The following is an 18,459-nucleotide window of genomic DNA, read 5'->3' on the forward strand; positions in this document are numbered from 1 at the left end:
AAAAGTTCGGAGGCCGGAAGCGAGGGACGTGTCGGAAGGCTGCCCATCAGGCCGACCGCAACGTCTTGATGCGCAAGCGGTAGCCGTCTTCGAGCGTGACGATCGTCTGCGATCCAAGCGGCTGGTCGAGCTGGAGACGCACGATCCGCCGCAGCGCCAGCGCCATCACGCGGGCGGCGCCGAGATCGGGATCGGACATCGCGCCGGCGCAGTCCTGCAGACTGGACTCCTTGATGGTTTCGAGATGAGCGATCAAAGAAGCGAGGGCTGCGGGCGACGGCGAGAGGCGGCGCGCTTTCTCGAGCTCGATGGCGTTCTCATGCCAGGTCGACGCGACCTTGAGCCGGAGGTCAGTGAAGAATTCGAGATTGGAGCCGATGCTGCGGTAGATCGCGCGCGCGCGCTTCAGGCGCTTGCGCTCGTCGGGCTCCATTTTGAAGAGATCGCGCCGATATTTGACCTCAAGATAGGTCGTGTGGCGATTGCGGTTGATCCCGAAGTCCGGGGTGTAGCGCGTCTGCTTGCCATTGAACGTGAAATGCAGCGTATGCGGCTGATCCATGTAGCTGACGACATCGCTGTCGACCTCCAGCCACCGGATCGCGCGACGCTCGAGATAGGACTCCGAGGCGATCATTCGATCGCACTTGACGCTCGGATAGAGGCTGACGGGTCGATTCCGGCGGCCGTTGAAAACGGTGCGGATGGGCTCCCCGTTCTCCAGAACCTCCATCCGGGCGTCGTATGCCTCGAGGATCTTTTCGGCCTGCTTCTTCGTGAGCGGCTTAAACATAGGCCGCCTCCGGCAGAGAGCTGTCGTGCAGAAATGACCGGTTCAGCGAGTCGATCGCCGGTGCGATCAGCGCCTTGAGGCCTCCTTTTTCCGAAAGCCATTTAGCGCGGCGTGCAATGAGCTCAGAGCCGGCGTTGACGCGAAGATCGTGAAGCCTGTTGAAGGCTTCGAGCACCGCGCATGTTTCCTTCTGCGGCAAGGCTGGGCCGCAAAGGAGATCGATCAAGCGGATCCAAGCCATTTCCCTTCGGAGTTCGACAAGTAAGGAAGACTCGAGCGAGGCTGCGGCGATCACGTCCGGAGCGGTCAGCCTAGGGAGTGAGAACATCCCCGAAGGAGCGCGTTCGCACAGCATCCAAGGCGCCACGAGAACGCGCTCGTCGGACGAGAGCGAGACCTCACATACGATATGAATTTCGACGCGCCTGCGGTCCGCGACCTGTTCGGCGGCGTCGAAGTGCTTCTGCTTGAGATCGCAAAGGCCTTCTGCAGAACGAGGCCTGGTGCAGTCCAACATGACGACCCTCTTGGCGCACGTCTCCAGTCGCAGAGAGCGGACTCCGCTGCGGCGGTCAGATCGAAAGTTCGGAGAAGTTCGTTCGGAAGAGCTAAGCTCTAGGATGTGAAATGGACCAATCCCTCTTTCGAGGTTGTAAACGGTCCAGGCCTGACGGATTGAAAGTCTGCGTCGTTCCTCAGCCTCTTACTTTGTGGGTTAATGGGGTATTGGAGCCTCCGTTTTTGCACGCGCGAAAAGCAAGCGTCTCAGCAATCGCGATGATCGCAGGCGCCAATCTTTCCATAATCGCCAAGGCCTTAGGCGATGTGGAATGGGCGATGCCCCTTTCGAGCAGCCATTTGCGGAGCTCGAGCAAGGCTAAGGAATTGTCCGTGACGATCGAACTCGGAACGTGATTGCGGGCGACAGCCCTCTCGATCAATTGGATCGGGGCTGACTGCAGGCGACCGGTGACGAGCTCCACCTGCAATTGTCCGGCAACAGGGATGAGTAAGGCGTGGCACGCGACGCCAGAAACGGTGCGATAGTGCTCAAGGAGCCATGCATCCGGGTCCGGCGTCGCCTCAACATAGGCTGGCCGTTTCACGACGCCTGCCGGTCGTCGGCGTTGAAGGGCGCGGTTCATGCCGAGCGCTCGGCGTCGAAGGCGTTTCGGGTCGAGACGGTGGCCTCGCGGCAAAGGCGCGCGACATCTTCGCCTCGAACGAAGCGATGCTCGACGAGCAAGGCGGCGACCGCCTCGATTTCACGTCTGTGCCTCCGAACGAGATCGTTTGCGCGCTGCTGAAGGCGTGAGAGATCGGCCTCCACGCCGTTCCGCAGCTGCTCGTTCGTCGAGAGGGTCGCCGCGACGCGGTCGGCGGCTCCGAGGAAGGCCAGTTTCTCGCCGAGCCCGAATGAACCATGGGCGCCTGCAAGCAGCGACGTTGCGACGGCGAGGTCGGACGCCTCTGCGCCACCGGAGCCGGCGTCGACGGCCCCGCAGAGGACTTCGTCGGCAGCGCGTCCGCCCAGTGTGGCGACGACGTAATCTTCGACGTCGGCGAAGGTCATCGGACGCCGGCGGCGAGCGAAGTTCGTGGCGCCGAGTCCTGCGCCGCTGGCGCCGACCTGAACTGCTCCGACTTTCAGACCTAGGACTGTGGCCACCACCGCGTGTCCGGCCTCATGCAATGCGGTCTGTAACAGCAGTTCCTTGTCCATTTCGATTGGTGGCGCGACCGCGGCCGCCAGGTCCGCGGGCCGAACCTCCCGGGCGGCGTCGCGGGCGATCTGGCGGGCCTCCGTGACGATCCTGACGATGTCGGCCCCCGACATGCCTTCCGTCATTTGCGCGAAGGGCTCGAGATCCTCCGAGGCGAGGTCGCGGCCAAGATAACAGCGGAAGATGACCTCCCGGTCCGCCTTGTTCGGCAGATGGATCTTGACGACCTTGTCGAGCCGTCCGGCGCGCCTCAATGCCGGATCGACGCGACTGGCGTTGTTGCAGGCGCCGATCGTGATGAGTCCCGGGTAGCGCAAGGTGCCGTCGATCAGGTCGAGGACGCCGTTGACGAAGTTGATCCACCAGGCCGCGTATTTTCCTTCCTGGCTGTCGCGGTCAACGATGCTGTCGATTTCGTCGATCATCAGCAGTCCGGGGCGATGCGCGCGCGCCGCCTCGATGGCCGCCCGCGCGGCCTTCAGCGCATCGTCGAGGTGACCATCGCCCGCTGAGAGCCATCGGGAGACCGAGGTCGTTTCGAGCGGCAGCTGCGTCGTTTTCGCTAGAGCCATGGCGTAGATGCTTTTGCCGACGCCCGGAGGTCCCTCGAGCAGAATGCCCTTCGGGAGATCCTTGAGCGTGATGCCGGGTTCGCCTCGCCTCAGGCGCTGGATGTCGCGCGCCAGCGCCATGCCCCACGTCTTCGCGGCTCCATATCCGGCGAGCTCGGCAAGGTCTGGGATGCCGTTGTCTGCCGAGGACGGCGGCGCAGCGGTCGTCGCGCACAGGCGTTTGAGGGTGTCTGCCACCGATGAGCCGGGCCTCACCGCGAAGGCCATCGCCGACAGGTTGAGCACGTCCGGGGCGCCCACGTCTTCGGGCGAGACGGACTCATCGTAGAACTCGCTGAGGGCGCGAGCGACATCGGTCGCCGCAGGTTTCGGCACGACGATCCAGCGATCGCAGTTTCGCACCAGAATGGCTGGCAGTTGCCGTTCCGGATCCGCTGCGACGCCAATGACGGATTTGCCCAGCGCAATCTCTCCGCCGATGATGTTGGCCATATCGTCGAGATGGTTGGTGCGCGCTCTCGTTGATTTGGACCCCGTCTCGGAGCGGAACAGGTGAGGGTCTGAGAGACCGGATTTGTCCTCGACGCGCTGGTCGATGAGGTGGCGTAAGACCGACACCACGGGCTCGACCCAGCTTTCCGCCGGCGCTTCGACGATCCAGGCGAGCGGCTGGTTCAGCAGCGATTGGAACGTCTCCACATTGATCGCATCAAGCACCGCGGTCCGGACGAGACGTTTCGTGAAAGGCAGACCGCCGGCGTCGTCTTCGTCCTTCGCGCGCATGCTCAACGCTCCCTCTTGCATTCTTCGACCGGGGACATCGGCGTGATGGCGGCCTCGAAATCGATCGTCAGGAGACCGCTGGAGACGAGCGCGAAGACGACGCCGAAGGCATCCGTCGCCTGAACGACCGCGGCGCAGTCCTCCAAGGTGGCGAGGGGGTTTTCCCGGACCAGAAGCTGAACAGAGAAACGATCGCGCGCTGAAACCGAGAGCTGTGCGCACCGCGCAATGAGCTCGCAGTTTTCCAGAAACGGCTTCCGGCGGATCCAGCGCTGTGTCAGCAGACGGACCGTGGGTACGCCATCGACGAGCGACGATCGGCGCAAGCGCCAAAGCCGTTCACGGATCTTAGCGTCGTGCCAGACCCGCGTCGGCGCAACGATGACCACCATCGAGCCCTTCGGTCCGCGGACTGGAACGGGGATCAGCTCCGCCGTGCCGATGAAGGACTTAAGGTGCTCTGCTTGGCTTTCGAACTCGCATTCCCTGAACTCGTACTGCGGCAGAGCTCGGACGACCGCCTGCGTCTCGAGCTTGAGGCGATCCAAATCCCTTTGGCGTCGCTTCAAGCGTTCAAGGAAGGATCGTTTTCCATCGTAATGAGGGATTGGACGTGCGATTGCTTCGGAGAGATCCACGGCGCCCTCTTCCTCGGTCGTCGTGACCGGAAGGATTGTCCAAGGCGTCGTGTCGAGGCCGGAATGGCCGGCTCGCACGCGAGGGAGTGAGACCCGCTACTAAGACTTTTGGATCAGTTGCCCGGTCTTGAAGCCGGATGCCTTTCACTACAGTGATCCAACTGAGGTTGGGAAGAGAAACATTGACATTATGTCAACCCGACTGCGGCGATGGTAAACGAACGGCAAATTAGAGCGGCCCGCTCTTTGCTGAATTGGTCTCAGCAGGACCTTGCCGACCGTGCCGGCGTAGCGCGCTTTACACTCATCAAGATCGAAGCCGGGGAAGCGGCCCATCAGGCGACCGTCGCTAAAATCGTCACCGCCCTTGAGAGCGAAGGCATCCTTTTCCTAGACGCCGACGATCGCTATGGCGTGTCAGCACGCAGATAAGGCCCAGCCGCTCTTGGATTGAAGGCAGCGGTCCACAGGGGACGGAGTTCGCGTAGGTCTGTCGGGACGGGCTTGATCGATTGATGGTGCGTCCGCTCGCCCGTTGAACGTCCGCCATCGCGTCTCGACAAAAGGCTGAAGGCGCCGCGCAAGGCTAGCCACCGTCCCTGTTCGCAGCTGGCGGAGCGCGTTTCGAACGTCGATGCGCGTTTCCGATACAGCGATGCCCCTGGAACGCCACGTTCCGATCGCAGCTATTCGCCACGCCGCAGCGGACAGCTGCGCTGTGGCTCGCTGCTGTGCTCGCGGCGGCGATGCTCTTGAAGTTTGGGTTTCCTGACGGTCGATCGGATTGAAGACCGCGCTGGCGCGCCATCAGGCGGGACGAGGCCAGCATTCGCTACGCGAACAGAAGCGCCGTAGCTAGATTGACAAAATATTGTCATTATGACAAAAATCTGCATTCACCTCGACGGGTATCAATGCCGACGGTTGATGCAAACCGTTCGCAAACCTGGCGTTCGGCGGACGCCGAAGCATTCTTCAAGTCTAGGAGACGATAATGCCGCAGATTAAAGCGGTCGGCTGGTCCCGTGCTGGATCGACGGAGCCACCGCTGCCTCTTATGATCGAGTCCCCGACGCTGCAGCCCGGAGAGGTCAAAGTCAAAGTCGCTTGGTCGGCAATAAACCCGGCCGACGTGAAGGTGTCTCGCGGCGACTTCGTTGGCCGATTTCTCCACGCCAGGGTTTCGCCGCTGGTTCTTGGCTACGATTTTTCGGGAACGGTCGAGGGTGGGCCGGGCATGGCGGACCTGAGCATGGGAGATGAGGTTTTCGGCTTCCTTCCCTATGCGAGCGCCACGCGGCAAGGCGCGTTTGCGCAGACGATCACAATTGATCGTGGATCGATCGGACGCAAACCTTCGAATGTTCCGCATGATTTGGCCGCGGCCGCTGCGACGCCGGGGCTGACCGCATTACAGTTTTTGCGGGATCTCGGGCGGCTCAGGGCGGGTCAGAAGGTGCTCGTCATCGGGGCCGGCGGTTCGGTGGGTGGTCTGGCGGTAGGCGTCGCCAAACGACTGGGGGCTCACGTCACCGCCGTATGTTCAACATATGCAGTCGAATATGTGCGCTCGTTGGGCGCAGACGCAGTCATCGATAGAAGCCAGCGTGATCCTCGTTCGGTTGATGAACGCTTCGATATCGTGTTCGACGCCGCGGCGGCCTATTCCTACTTCGCCTTCCGCAGGCGCATTGGGTCCCATGGGGCGTATGTGACGACCTTGCCGTCGCCGCAGCTTCTCCTCGGGAAGGTGATGGCGCCGCTATCCGGCAAGCGATGTGAAACCGGCACGGTTCGATCTGTCGCCGCCGATCTCGAGCAGATCGCTGCGTGGCTCGCAAACGGGCTTAGGGTTCCGATCGCGTCGCGGTTTCCTGTGACGGAGCTCGGCGCAGCGCTTGATCAATCCGCCAAGGGCGGGCTGCTTGGGCGCGTGGCTGTTGAGGTCGGCGACGCGCTGGCCTGACCCCAGATCTAGTCGTCGCCGTACATCAGGAACAAGATTGATGCATTCATCTGTTATCGGTGAGGCCAAATTAGATGACGACCCATACGCCAGAAGGAGAAGCGGTAACAGATCTGATACTGGCGATCTTTCTTGCCTACGGTCGGATCATGAAAAGCGGCGACGCTCTGCTTGACGATCTCGGGATCACTGGGGCGCGTTGGCAGATCCTCGGCGCGATCAAGAACAGCCCCAAAACGGTCGCCCAGATCGCGCGGCGATACGAACTTAGCAGGCAGGGCGTTCTATGGAATGTGCAGGGTCTGGTGAAGGACGGTCTCGTCGAGTTCGTCGCAAACCCGGATCACAAGAGAGCGAAACTTCTCGTTTTCACTGATCTTGGCCGAAAGACCCACGATGAGATCGAGATGAGGCAGCGCGTTTGGTCGAATGCCTTGGGCAGGTCTTTGGGCCTCCAAGATGTGGAGGCGGCGACCCGGTGCGTTCAAAGCCTAGGAGAGTTGATGAAGGGAAGCGAGACCGAAGATGCCGATTTGGCCTCATCCGATATATCTTAGAGCGAGCTTCTCAAGAGCAAACAGGGCCACTCGACGCGCGCCGGCTCAACGTCATGGGACTTCTGTCGGCTTGACGATCCCGACTATGGCGAACCGCGCACAAGAGGCTCCGGGGTTCGTGCCGCTTGGACGTGATGCGGAGCGCATGCGAAGCTGTGGCGACAAACCAAAGATAAGAGGGCGGCGAATGAAGATCGACCGCAGGACGTTCACGACGCTTGCGCTGGGAGCGACGATTCTTCGATCCGGACACGCCATCGCCGCGCCAGGCATGCTCGTTCATAAGGACCCGACCTGTGGGTGCTGTGATGCGTGGGTCGATCATGTCCGGGCCGCGGGCTACGACACGCGGGTGATCGAGGTTCCGGCCATAAACGCGATCAAGGCGCGACTCGGCGTTCCCCTCGACCTGAGATCTTGCCACACGGCAGAGATCGACGGGTACGTGCTTGAGGGACACGTCCCGGCGGCGGCGATCAATCGCCTGCTTTCCGAACGACCGCAGGTTCGAGGACTCGCGGCGCCGGGAATGCCGATCGGGTCGCCCGGCATGGAGGTGGAAGGTCGCGATCCGGAGGCTTACGACGTCACGGCGTTCGGCGGGCGACAGCCGGCGGTGTTCATGAGGTTCAAGGGCGCCGATCCGATGCGATAGACGGTCGAACGGCCGAGCTCTCTGCTCACCCACGGCTTCCAACACCCTCTTCATTCGTGCATGATCTCGCCATGGGATTTATCGGCATCCTTCGCGGTCTAGCGTTCGCTCTTCTCGTCGTCGGCATCGGCGCGACCCCGCTTGCTGCCCAGGGAGCCAAGGTCGCAGCAGCGGCCGCGGACGTTGTGACTATGGCGTCGATGACCGCGGAGATGCCGTGTTGCCCGAATGAGGCGCCGTCTGCCCCGGACTGCATGAAGACTTGCCCGCTACTGGCCTTATGCATGCCCGGCTACGTCGCCGCGGCGCCGGCGACGCTGATCGTCGCCGATCGAGCGACTACGTCGCTCGTGACGCTGGCGCCGGCGGACGACCTCGCACGCTCCGGTCCTTACGCCGGGCCGCCGTCCCGACCACCTCGAATCTGACCGCCTGAGCGGCGCGCGAGCGCTGCGCCGCGCAGGGATGACTTGCGCGGTCCGTCGCCGTGGGTCTTTGCCCGCGGCGTTCGCCTGCTGACGCGGGCACGGCAACATTGGCTTTCAGGTCATGACCTATCGACTTCGGCTTCGCGCTTGCGAAGCCACGCTCGCTGCTATCCTGGCGACGGCCTCCTTCTCCGCTTCGGCTGATCCCAAGAACTACGAATTTCAACTCGTCGATCCGGCGCCGAAGATTGGGGACGTTGTCCTGTCGGTGCGTCTTCTCGACGCGAGAAGCGGTAAGGTCGTGCCGGACGCCGTCATCTTTGCGTGGCGGGTCGACATGGCCCCCGATGGGATGGCCTCGATGACGGCTCCGCTCGAGCCGCAGGCTTCGAACCAGCCGGGCGTCTACCAATTCAGGGCAAACCTACCGATGGAGGGAGCTTGGCGGCTCTCGCTGGCGGCGAAGGTGCAAGGCGAAGCCGAAACGGTAGTCGGCAGCCCGATCTTGAGGGCGCTGCCATGAGACGCGCCTTTGTCGCCTCGATTGTGTTCGCGGTTGTGATTGGCGGTGCGTCCGTCTGGGCCGTGACGCGCGGTTGGGTCGCCTTTCCAGGGCTGCCTTCGGACGGTCAGGCGGAGCCCTCGGAAACGAGGCGCGTTCTCTATTACCGCTCTCCTGACGGCGAGCCCGTCTACTCGGCAGCTTTGCGCCACGCAGACGACGGCCGCCCATTCCTCGCCGTGCGAGAAGGGGACGACGTGGCTTTCGACGAAACGACCGGCGAGCGTCGCGAGTCCGGGGTGTCCGCCGCCGAGGGTGGCAGGAAGCCGGAAAAGCCAGGCCGGATCCTGTTCTATCGCAATCCCATGGGGCTTCCGGACACGTCTGCCACCCCAAAGAAGGACTCGATGGGGATGGACTACATCCCCGTCTACGAAGGCGACGATCAAGGCTCGACCGTCACCGTCGATCCCGGCAAACGCCAGCGCACCGGCGTCCGGACCGAAGCGGTCGTCCGACGTTCAATCTCGGTCCCGGTCCGGGCCTCCGGCGTGATCCAGATCGACGAACGCCGCGTTTCGGTGGTCGCGGTGCGCGCCCAGTCCTTTGTAAACAAGGTCGAGCAGGTCACGACCGGAGATCATGTCAGGCGCGGTCAGGTGCTGATGCGTCTGTACTCGCCGGAGGTGGCGGCGGCCGCCGCCCAGTATCTCTCGATCGTCGGTCAGCCGACGGCGGCCGGCAAAGCGGTCGTCGACGGCGCGCGGCGCCGACTCGAGAACCTCGACGTGCCGGCCGCCGTCATCGACGAGGTCGAGCGGAGCAAGCGTGCGCCGCTCGATTTCGCGTGGACGTCGCCTCGCGACGGCGTCGTGCTCTCCCGAAAAGCCGTTGACGGCATGCAGGCCATGCCGGGCGAAGAGATGTTCCGCATCGCCGATCTCGCCTCTGTTTGGGCGGTCCTCGACATCCCTGAATCTCAGCTGCCGCTGGTCATGCCGGGACAGAAGGTGACCGTCCGGCCCCGCGGCTCGACGATCGCATTCGAGGGGCGGATCCAGCTCATTTATCCCGAGATCAACGCGGCGACGCGGACCGCGCGATTGCGAGTCGAGCTCGCCAATCCGGACGGCGCCCTCAAGCCCGAGATGTATGCCGACGCCGACATCGAAACCGGCGCCGGGACGCCGGTTCTGGCGGCGCCCCTGAGCGCAGTGATCGACAGCGGCGACCGGCGGGTGGCCCTGATCGAAAAGGGCGAGGGCAGGTTCGAACCGCGCGACGTGACGACTGGTCGGTCCGGCGACGGCTATGTCGAGGTTCGATCGGGGCTCGCAGAGGGCGACCAGGTGGTGGTCGCGGCGAACTTCCTGATCGACGCCGAGAGCAATCTCAAGGCCGCGCTGAGCGGCCTTTCGGCGGGAGCGTCGCAATGATCGCCCGCCTCATCAGCTGGTCCGCGCGAAACGTGACGCTGGTCCTCATCGCGACCGCCTTCGCCGTCGCCGCCGGTATCTATGCGCTGAAGACCCTGCCGCTTGACGCGATCCCGGATCTCTCGGACGTCCAGGTGATCGTCTACACCGAATATTCCGGGCAGGGTCCGCAGGTCGTCGAGGATCAGGTCACCTATCCGCTGACGACGGCGATGTTGACCGTTCCCAGGTCGAAGGTCGTGCGCGGGTTCTCGTTCTTCGGGGTGTCCTTCGTCTACGTCATATTCGAGGACGGCACGGATCCGTACTGGGCCCGCTCGCGTGTGCTCGAATTCCTGAGCGCCGCCGCGTCGCGCTTGCCTTCTTCGGTGACGCCCACGCTGGGTCCGGACGCGACCGGCGTTGGCTGGGTATATCAGTACGCCGTTCTGGCGAAGAACCTCACCCTCGCCGAGACCCGGTCCATCCAGGACTGGCGGGTCCGTTTCGGCGTGTCCGGCGCCGAAGGCGTCGCGGAAGTCGCAAGCGTCGGCGGCTTCGAGAAGCAGTACAATGTCGTCGTCGATCCGCAGCGGCTGCGGGCGCTCGGCGTTCCGCTGTCGAAGGTCCGCGACGTCGTGCGCGGCGCGAACATGGACGTCGGCGGCCGCACTGTCGAACTCAGCGAGTTCGAATTCATGGTGCGGGGCCGCGGTTATGTGAAGTCGCTCGCCGATCTCGAGAAAGCCGTGATCAAGGCCGACGGCGGCGTGCCGGTCCTGTTGAAGGACGTCGCGCGCGTCGAGCTTGGTCCTGACGAACGCCGCGGCGTCGCGGAGCTCAACGGCGAGGGCGAAGTCGCGAGCGGGATCGTGCTGCAGCGCTTCGGCGCCAACGCGCTCGAGGTGATCGCGAACGCTAAAGCGCGCATCGCGGATCTGCTGCCGAGCCTGCCGTCGGGGTCTGAAATCGTGCCCGTCTATGACCGCTCGACGCTGATCGAGGCCGCGATCGAGACGCTGAAGGGCACGCTGGTGGAGGAGAGCATCGTCGTCGCGCTGGTGACGATCGTCTTCCTTCTCCACGTCCGAAGCGCGCTCGTCGCGATCCTCATGCTCCCGGTCGGCATTCTGATCGCCTTCGTCGCGATGCGGGCGCTCGGCATCGGCGCGAACATCATGAGTCTTGGCGGCATCGCGATCGCGGTCGGGGCCATGATCGACGCGGCGATCGTCATGATCGAGAACGCGCACAAGCATCTCGAGCGAGCCCCTGAGGGGAAGCCCCGGATCGAGTCCGTGATCGAAGCGGCGTCCGAAGTCGGACCCTCGCTGTTCTTCAGCCTGGCGATCATCACGGTCTCCTTCCTGCCGATCTTCACGCTCGAAAGTCAGGAAGGGCGCCTCTTCGGACCGCTTGCCTTCACGAAGACCTTTGCGATGGCCGCCGCCGCGCTCCTGTCCGTGACGCTTGTGCCTGCCCTTATGGTTCTGTTCGTCCGGGGCCGGATCATTCCCGAGGCGAAGAACCCGGTGAACAGGATCCTGATCGCGATCTACCGGCCGATCATCCGCGGCGTCCTGAGGGCCAAGACCCTTACGCTCGCGCTCGCGCTCGCGGCGCTCGCGATCTCGGTCTGGCCGGCGACCAGACTTGGCAGCGAGTTCATGCCTCCGCTCGACGAAGGCACGCTGATGTACATGCCGACGACGCTGCCGGGCCTGTCGATCACCAAGGCGGCGGAACTGCTTCAGATGCAGGACCGGATCATCAGGTCGTTTCCGGAGGTCAGGTCGGTTTTCGGAAAGGCCGGCCGCGCCGCGACGGCCACGGATCCCGCGCCGACCGAGATGTTCGAGACGATCATCAACCTCAAGCCGAGGGGTGAGTGGCGGCCCGGCGTTACGACCGAGAGCCTGAAGGCCGAGATGGACCGGGCGCTGCAATTTCCGGGCGTATCGAACGCCTGGACCATGCCGATCCGAGCCCGCATCGACATGTTGGCGACGGGCATCCGGACCCCGGTGGGCGTCAAGATCTTCGGATCCGACCTTGGCGAGATGGAAAGGATCGCCAAGCGCGTCGAGGCTGTCCTGAAGGGCGTGTCCGGAACTTCGAGCGCCTACGCTGAACGTGTGATCGGAGGCTACTACCTCGACATCACGCCCGACCGGGCGGCGCTCGCGCGCTACGGACTGATGGTCAGCGACGTGCAGGACGCCGTCTCGTCCGCTCTGGGCGGCGAGGCGGTGACCACCACGGTCGAGGGCCGCGAGCGCTACTCGGTCAACGTTCGCTATCCCCGCGACCTGCGAGACGATCCGGCCGCGATCGGCCGCAACGTTCTTATCGCGCTGCCGGGAGGCGGAACGGCGCCGCTCGGCGAACTCGCCAGCATCGAACGAACGCGGGGACCGACATCGATCCGGACCGAGAACGGCCAGCTTGCGGTCTACGTCTTCGTCGACATCACGGGCCGCGACCTCGGAGGCTATGTCGCCGAGGCCCGGCGCGCGGTCGCGGATCAGGTCGCGCTGCCGACCGGCTACCAGATCTCGTGGAGCGGCCAGTTCGAGTATCTCGAAAGGGCCGAGGCCCGTCTGATGATTGTCGTTCCCGTGACGTTGATGATCATCTTCCTGCTGCTCTACCTCAATTTCCGCAGACTGACCGAGACGCTGATCGTCATGCTGTCCTTGCCGTTCGCGCTTGTCGGCGGCCTCTGGCTGATGTGGTGGCTCGGCTTCAACCTGTCCGTCGCCGTCGCGGTTGGCTTCATCGCGCTCGCCGGCGTCGCCGCCGAAACCGGCGTGATCATGCTGATCTACCTCGATCACGCGCTCGAAGAGCTGAAGTCGCGCCGCGCCTCGCAGGGGCGGGCCTTCACGCGAGCCGACCTGCACGACGCCATCATGGTCGGCGCGGTCGAGCGCGTGCGGCCGAAGATGATGACCGTCGTCGCGATCATGGCCGGCCTGCTCCCGATCCTGTGGAGCACCGGTGCGGGGTCCGAGGTCATGCAGAGGATCGCGGTTCCAATGATCGGCGGAATGGCGTCCTCGACCGTGCTGACCCTTGTGGTCATTCCAGCGGTGTATGCGCTGGTGAAGGGCGTCGGCCTGGCGCGGTCCGATCCTGCCCGTGACGAAGTCGGCGTCGGGGCGGCTGCGACGAGCGGAGGCTAGAGAAGATTATGCTGTTCATGGTGTCGAAGTCGGTCGAATTTCTGCTGGCGCCTTCTAATGTGATCGGCCTGCTCGCCTTGCTGGGGCTGGCTTCTCTGGTGCTGCGGCGCCGAAGGACGGGCGTCGGCCTGCTCGCTCTGTCCGGGACGGCGCTTGTCCTGTTCGGGTGGTCGCCGCTCGGCGCGGCCGGCGTGCTCGTGCTTGAGAACAGGTTTCCGCAGGCCCGGATCGACGCTCCGATCGCGGGCGTCATCATGCTGGGCGGAGCGGTCGACACGCACATCACGGTCGATCGGCGGTCGCCGACATTGAATGACGGAGCTGAGCGTCTCACCGCGGCGGCGACGCTCGCCAAGGCCTATCCGGAAGCGCGGATCTTTCTGTCTGGCGGAGCGAACCATCTGTTCGTGGCCGAACCCGTGACCGAATCGAGGATCGCGCGGGATCTTCTGGTCGCGATCGGCGTCGCACCGGAGCGCATCTCGTCGGAAGAGCAGTCGCGCACCACGCTCGAGAATGCGGTGAAGAGCATCGAAGCGCTCAAGCCGAAACCCGAGGATCGGTGGGTGTTGGTGACGTCGGCGGCGCATATGCCGCGTGCGGTGGCGTCGTTCAGGGCCGTAGGGTTCAATGTCGTCCCGTATCCGGTCGATTACCGCACGCGGGGATCGGTCGATCTTCGCCGGCCCGCTGCGACCATCGCGGAAGGCCTGGCGCTCTCGGATCTCGCCGCCCATGAATGGTTCGGCCTGGCGACATATCGGGCGCTGGGTCGAACGCTGGAGTTTTTTCCAGAAAACATTGAAAAATGAACGCTATATCAATTTCGCGAAATTAGTATAATCGGCTTGTCAGGTAGGCTTGAGGGCGTTATATTAATCTCGCGAAATTAGTATAACGAAAGCCATGAAATCAATCGGCCACATCTATCAAACGCTGTACTCAGAGCTCGCCCAGCGCAGCCTCGACGCCCGATTTGCAAGCGACTTTCCGTCGGACGGTCGGTTCGTGCCCGTCACGGTGAAGGACCGGAAATACTGGTACTTCGATCGCCCTGCCGGCGATGGCTCCAGCAAACAGGATCGGAGCTATGTCGGACCGGCCGACGACGAGGAAATCACCAAGCGCGTCGAGGCGTTCAAGGACTTGAAGGCCGATGTCAGGGAGCGGCGGAAAATCGTCTCGACCTTGATCCGCGAAGCCTATCTGCCGCGCCCCGACAAGACTGCTGGGGACATCGTGCAGGCCCTTTCCGACGCCGGCCTGTTCCGCCTGCGCGGCGTGCTCGTCGGGACCGTCGCATACCAGGCCTATTCTGCGATGCTGGGCGTCCGGCTCGAGAACACGGCGATGCTCACCGGCGACGCCGATTTCGCCCAGTTTCATTCAATCTCGGCCGCCGTCGGCGACCAGCTTCCGCCTGTCCTTGACGTCTTGCGCTCCGTCGACGGGACCTTCCGGGAAGTCCCGCACATGAATGACGGGAGACTGTCGACCCAGTTCGTCTCGCGTTCAGGCTACAAGGTTGAATTTCTGACCCCGAATCGCGGGTCCGACGACAACGCGGGGGGACCTGCGCCGATGCCGGCCCTAGGGGGCGCAGCGGCTCAGCCGCTACGCTTTCTGGACTTTCTGATTTACCAGCCCGAGCGCGCGGTGCTGCTGCATGGCGCAGGCGTGCCCATCCTCGTTCCAGCCCCGGAACGCTTCGCGATCCACAAGCTGATCGTCGGGTCGCGCCGCCGGACCGACGGCGACGGGACGGCGAAGAGCGCCAAGGATCGCCTCCAGGCCCTTACGCTCATGAACGCCATGATCGAGCTGCGACACAAAGAGGATCTTGCAGACGCCTACATGGAGGCCTGGAGCCGTGGGCCGGCGTGGAGGGACGCCATCAGCTCGAGCCTGCGAAGCTATGACGACGACGAGCGCGTCGGTCTCCAGCGAAGTCTTTCCGAAGGCGTTCAGGCGCTTGGAGCCAAACCCGCCGACTACGGCTTTCGAGATGACGGTGACCACAGCTAATGATCATGAACGAGAGAGCTAAAGACTGAGCGGCGCACACACCATCCATGGCCGCCGCGTCAACGCCGGCCGTGCGATCTGAGCTATAAGGACGTTCGCTGTTCTGCAGACGGTCGGCCGCGCTGGCGCGTGCGAGCTGACGAACGGCGCGCATGCGTCGGACGGTGGAAGAACGCGTGGGCGACACGCGGCTTGTTGGCGAGCAAGCCCGACACGTAATGTTCTGTCAGCGCGATTCTCGTCCAAAGCCAGCAGCGGTGAACGCCATTCCGCCAGATCAGAGCCGCGAGACGATCTTCGTCACTCACGCTGCGCCGGAAGACAACGAGTTCGCGCTGTGGCTGTCGTCAAAACTCACCATCGCTGGATATCGGGTCTGGATCGATCGCCGCAGGCTGAGAGGCGGGAATGACACTTGGAACGAGATCGACCAGGTGTTGCGCCACCATGCGATCAAGCAGATCGTCGTGTTCTCCGAGCATGTTCGCAAGCCGGGGGTCGCGACCGAACTTGGCATCGGAAGCATTGTTCGCAACCAGCTCGACGACCCCGACTTCATGATCGCGGTGCGCATCGCGGACGTGGCCTATTCGAACGCGCCGCCGGAATTCGTCCGGACCAACATACTGAACGGCTACCCGAATTGGCACGACTGCCTTGCCGACCTCTTCAAAGCGCTCGAGCCCGTCCAACCCAAGCCTCATCCAGACCAGGACGCCCTGCGTCGGATCGTCGAGGCGCGAGAGGACGGCCGGCGGTTTGTTCTACAGGAGCCGGAGCGGCTCCTGACCAACTGGTTTACCCTCAGTCCCCCGCCTCGAGTTCGCTATTACCGATATGAGGGGCTCCAGGATCGCCTCAAACCCTGGTTGGCCGCGTGTCACATGCCGCATGTCCAGGTCGGGGGCGGTCGATTGATCGCAAGCTTCGCCGACCCGGTCGCGCTCTCGGCGGCGGGTCCCTTTCCCCTGCCGTTCGAGCTGCTTCACGATCTCGACTTCGAGGCTTTCGTCTCAGGCGAAGCCCTCGGGCCGTATGTCGATCGGCGCGCCGCGACAAATGACGTGGTCAACCTCCTGCGCCAGCATTTCGACGTCGTGGCGGCGGCGAAAGGGCTGAGGCCGCTACGGTATGCGTCGGGCGAGACCGGTTGGTATTTTCCCGACGGTCTGGCGACGGACGACAGGATATCCTTCGTCGCGCCAGACGGCCGCCGCATCCGGCGCACCGTCGCAGGCAAGTTCAAATCACTGAGATGGCGGCTCTGCCTGCTCGCCAAGCCCCGGCTCTGGCCCGAACCCATGTTCCGAATTCACGGCAACGTGGCGCTGAGCGACGGCGCAGGCCTTCTCGATGGCGAGCGTGCGCACGCAAGGCGCCGTCGGCTCACACGCTCCTGGTGGAACGACGTCTGGCGAGACAGACTGCTGTGCGCGATGCGGTTTCTCGCAGAGCCCGGCGACAGGATCGAGCTGGCGACGAACGGCGAACGCTTCGGCCTGACGACCTGGCCAACGACGATCGAGTTTCCCGTCTCCTACGCCGCCGACGATCCGGAGCCGCCGAGCGAAGAGAACGACCGTGGCGACATCGTCCCGTCGCCCGAGTTCAGCGCGACGTTCGACGATCCGGAAAGCGACGACGAATGAACCTGCGACCCCTTTTCCTGGAAGAGCCTTTGCTCGAGTTCGGGTCGGGGCAGACGCTGGAGCATCCTCAGGACGGTCTTTTCCTATACGGGCCCGTCAGAGCTGGCGGGGCGGCGAATGCGATCCATGTCGGCGTCATCGGGGCGCGGGCCGGCGTGGCGCTGGTCCGCGCCTGGCTGGCGAAGATCAACGGTCGCATTCCGGTCCTGGATCCGACCAAGCTCCACACCAACGCTTGGCCGGGATTTCAGGCCGCCTTCGGCGTTCGCCTTGTCGAAAAGCCCATGGTCACGATCTGCGTGCCGTCTGACAGGATCGGCGACGCCCTGGGCAGAACCAACAAGGTCGACGCCGTGCGCTCGACGGTCAAGCTCTTCGAGGACGCGATCCTCGAGCATCTCCGGACCGATGAACGGCGACCCGACGTCTGGCTGGTCGTCGTGCCCGAGAGCGTGTTTCGCTACGGCCGACCGGAGGTGGCCGCCCCCAAGGACGCAATCCGATCGACTCTGATGTCGAAAAAGACGGCGAGCGGCTTCCTCAAGGGCGGCGGCGCCCTGTTTCCGGACATGGCGGAGGAGGCCGAGACATATTTGTTCGCGCGCAACTTTCATCATCAGTTGAAATCGCAGCTTCTCGACCGTGACGCCGTGATCCAGGTCATTCGCGAGACCACGCTCGATCCCGCGATCGAGACGGATCGACTGGGACGGCCTGTGCGCTCGGTGCAGGAACCCGCCAAGATCGCCTGGAATCTCTCGACCACGCTGTACTTCAAGGGCGCGCGCTCGCAACCGTGGCGCCTGGCGCAGGTGCGGCCGGGCGTCTGCTACGTCGGGCTGGTGTTCAAGATCGATCCCTCGCCGGCCCAGGTCGGCGAGGCGTGCTGCGCGGCTCAGATGTTCCTCGATTCCGGCGACGGCGTAGTGTTTCGCGGCGCGCTCGGGCCTTGGTACTCTAGCAAAAATCGAGAATTCCACTTGCGCCCGGACGCAGCCGAGGCGCTGATCCGTCAGGTGATCGAGGCCTATACGAAGGAACATGGCGCGCCGCCTAAGGAGCTTTTCATCCACGGGCGACAGCGCTTCTCGAAGGATGAATGGGACGGCTTCTGCGCAGCCATCCCCGCCGAAACCGAACGGTTCGTCGGCGTGCGGATCCGCCCGACCCAGGACCTTCGCCTGTTTCGGGCGGACGGACCGTTCCCGGTGCTGCGCGGTTCAGCCGTTCTCGCGTCACACCGTGAAGGCTATCTCTGGACGACCGGCTATGCGCCGCGTCTTCGGGTCTATCCGGGCTTTGAGACGCCAAAGCCGATTTTGATCGAGATCACCCATTCCCGGGGCGGGGCGGACCTCGAGACCGTCATGCGCGACGTCCTTGGCCTGACCAAGGTGAACTACAATGCCTGCGATTATGCCAGCGGCTTGCCGGTGACGCTCAAATTCGCTGACCGTGTGGGCGAGATCCTGCTTGCGTCGCCAAGAGGCCGAGAGGCGCCGCCGCTTCCATTCAGGTTTTATATCTAAGGCGGACTTTTAGCTCGGCGGTTCTGACAGCGCGGAGC

The 18,459-nt window shown here is 63.7% G+C and carries 17 protein-coding genes; 12 read left to right on the forward strand and 5 right to left on the reverse strand.

Annotation, left to right across the window (positions count from 1 at the left end; genetic code table 11):
- Nucleotides 1-46: 46 nt before the first annotated feature.
- The 5 genes from PKE85_RS14410 to PKE85_RS14430 form a co-directional block, all read right to left on the reverse strand.
- On the reverse strand, nucleotides 47-793 hold the full coding sequence (locus PKE85_RS14410; RefSeq protein WP_271205462.1) for a TnsA endonuclease N-terminal domain-containing protein: 747 nt from the start codon (nucleotides 791-793) through the stop codon (nucleotides 47-49).
- Nucleotides 786-1,310 (reverse strand): hypothetical protein, encoded by a 525-nt coding sequence (locus tag PKE85_RS14415; RefSeq protein ID WP_271205463.1) that lies wholly within the window; start codon nucleotides 1,308-1,310, stop codon nucleotides 786-788. The genes PKE85_RS14410 and PKE85_RS14415 overlap by 8 nt, the downstream gene beginning before the upstream one ends.
- Before the next feature lie 178 nt (nucleotides 1,311-1,488).
- A complete protein-coding gene (locus PKE85_RS14420) occupies nucleotides 1,489-1,938 on the reverse strand; it encodes a hypothetical protein (protein WP_271205464.1) in 450 nt (149 codons plus the stop codon).
- The gene (locus PKE85_RS14425; protein ID WP_271205465.1) at nucleotides 1,935-3,872 is read right to left on the reverse strand and encodes an AAA family ATPase; all 1,938 of its coding nucleotides are present in this window, start codon (nucleotides 3,870-3,872) and stop codon (nucleotides 1,935-1,937) included. Before PKE85_RS14425 ends, PKE85_RS14420 begins: the two co-directional genes overlap by 4 nt.
- 2 nt (nucleotides 3,873-3,874) lie before the next feature.
- Nucleotides 3,875-4,510 (reverse strand): hypothetical protein, encoded by a 636-nt coding sequence (locus tag PKE85_RS14430; protein WP_271205466.1) that lies wholly within the window; start codon nucleotides 4,508-4,510, stop codon nucleotides 3,875-3,877.
- Between the two features lie 210 nt (nucleotides 4,511-4,720).
- Here PKE85_RS14430 and PKE85_RS17725 point away from each other — a divergent pair, with 210 nt between their 5' ends.
- From PKE85_RS17725 to PKE85_RS14485, 12 genes are all read left to right on the forward strand, one after another.
- Nucleotides 4,721-4,942 carry a helix-turn-helix transcriptional regulator gene (locus tag PKE85_RS17725; protein WP_428981358.1) on the forward strand — a complete coding sequence of 74 codons (222 nt, stop codon included), beginning with the start codon at nucleotides 4,721-4,723 and terminating at the stop codon, nucleotides 4,940-4,942.
- A 562-nt stretch (nucleotides 4,943-5,504) separates the two neighbouring features.
- Entirely contained in the window at nucleotides 5,505-6,476 is a 972-nt protein-coding gene (locus PKE85_RS14435; protein ID WP_271205467.1) for an NAD(P)-dependent alcohol dehydrogenase, read from the forward strand.
- A 74-nt stretch (nucleotides 6,477-6,550) separates the two neighbouring features.
- Nucleotides 6,551-7,033, forward strand: coding sequence for a MarR family winged helix-turn-helix transcriptional regulator (locus PKE85_RS14440; RefSeq protein ID WP_271205468.1), 483 nt, complete (start codon nucleotides 6,551-6,553; stop codon nucleotides 7,031-7,033).
- Between the two features lie 187 nt (nucleotides 7,034-7,220).
- Nucleotides 7,221-7,688 carry a DUF411 domain-containing protein gene (locus tag PKE85_RS14445; protein WP_428981359.1) on the forward strand — a complete coding sequence of 156 codons (468 nt, stop codon included), beginning with the start codon at nucleotides 7,221-7,223 and terminating at the stop codon, nucleotides 7,686-7,688.
- A gap of 284 nt (nucleotides 7,689-7,972) precedes the next feature.
- Nucleotides 7,973-8,116: a hypothetical protein gene (locus PKE85_RS14450; protein WP_271205469.1), complete on the forward strand. Its 144-nt coding sequence runs from the start codon at nucleotides 7,973-7,975 to the stop codon at nucleotides 8,114-8,116.
- Nucleotides 8,117-8,237: 121 nt separating this feature from the next.
- Nucleotides 8,238-8,639, forward strand: coding sequence for a FixH family protein (locus tag PKE85_RS14455; RefSeq protein ID WP_271205470.1), 402 nt, complete (start codon nucleotides 8,238-8,240; stop codon nucleotides 8,637-8,639).
- A 236-nt stretch (nucleotides 8,640-8,875) separates the two neighbouring features.
- Nucleotides 8,876-10,054 (forward strand): efflux RND transporter periplasmic adaptor subunit, encoded by a 1,179-nt coding sequence (locus PKE85_RS14460; protein WP_271205471.1) that lies wholly within the window; start codon nucleotides 8,876-8,878, stop codon nucleotides 10,052-10,054.
- On the forward strand, nucleotides 10,051-13,218 hold the full coding sequence (locus PKE85_RS14465) for an efflux RND transporter permease subunit (protein WP_271205472.1): 3,168 nt from the start codon (nucleotides 10,051-10,053) through the stop codon (nucleotides 13,216-13,218). The genes PKE85_RS14460 and PKE85_RS14465 overlap by 4 nt, the downstream gene beginning before the upstream one ends.
- A gap of 8 nt (nucleotides 13,219-13,226) precedes the next feature.
- Nucleotides 13,227-14,030 (forward strand): YdcF family protein, encoded by an 804-nt coding sequence (locus tag PKE85_RS14470; protein WP_271205473.1) that lies wholly within the window; start codon nucleotides 13,227-13,229, stop codon nucleotides 14,028-14,030.
- 94 nt (nucleotides 14,031-14,124) lie between these two features.
- Nucleotides 14,125-15,243: a nucleotidyltransferase family protein gene (locus PKE85_RS14475; RefSeq protein ID WP_271205474.1), complete on the forward strand. Its 1,119-nt coding sequence runs from the start codon at nucleotides 14,125-14,127 to the stop codon at nucleotides 15,241-15,243.
- Nucleotides 15,244-15,395: 152 nt separating this feature from the next.
- A complete protein-coding gene (locus tag PKE85_RS14480) occupies nucleotides 15,396-16,892 on the forward strand; it encodes a toll/interleukin-1 receptor domain-containing protein (protein WP_271205475.1) in 1,497 nt (498 codons plus the stop codon).
- A complete protein-coding gene (locus PKE85_RS14485) occupies nucleotides 16,889-18,421 on the forward strand; it encodes an argonaute/piwi family protein (RefSeq protein WP_271205476.1) in 1,533 nt (510 codons plus the stop codon). Before PKE85_RS14480 ends, PKE85_RS14485 begins: the two co-directional genes overlap by 4 nt.
- The last annotated feature ends 38 nt before the right edge of the window (nucleotides 18,422-18,459 follow it).

It is taken from the genome of Methylopila jiangsuensis, from assembly GCF_027922305.1.
In the GTDB taxonomy this organism is placed as follows: domain Bacteria; phylum Pseudomonadota; class Alphaproteobacteria; order Rhizobiales; family Methylopilaceae; genus Methylopila; species Methylopila jiangsuensis.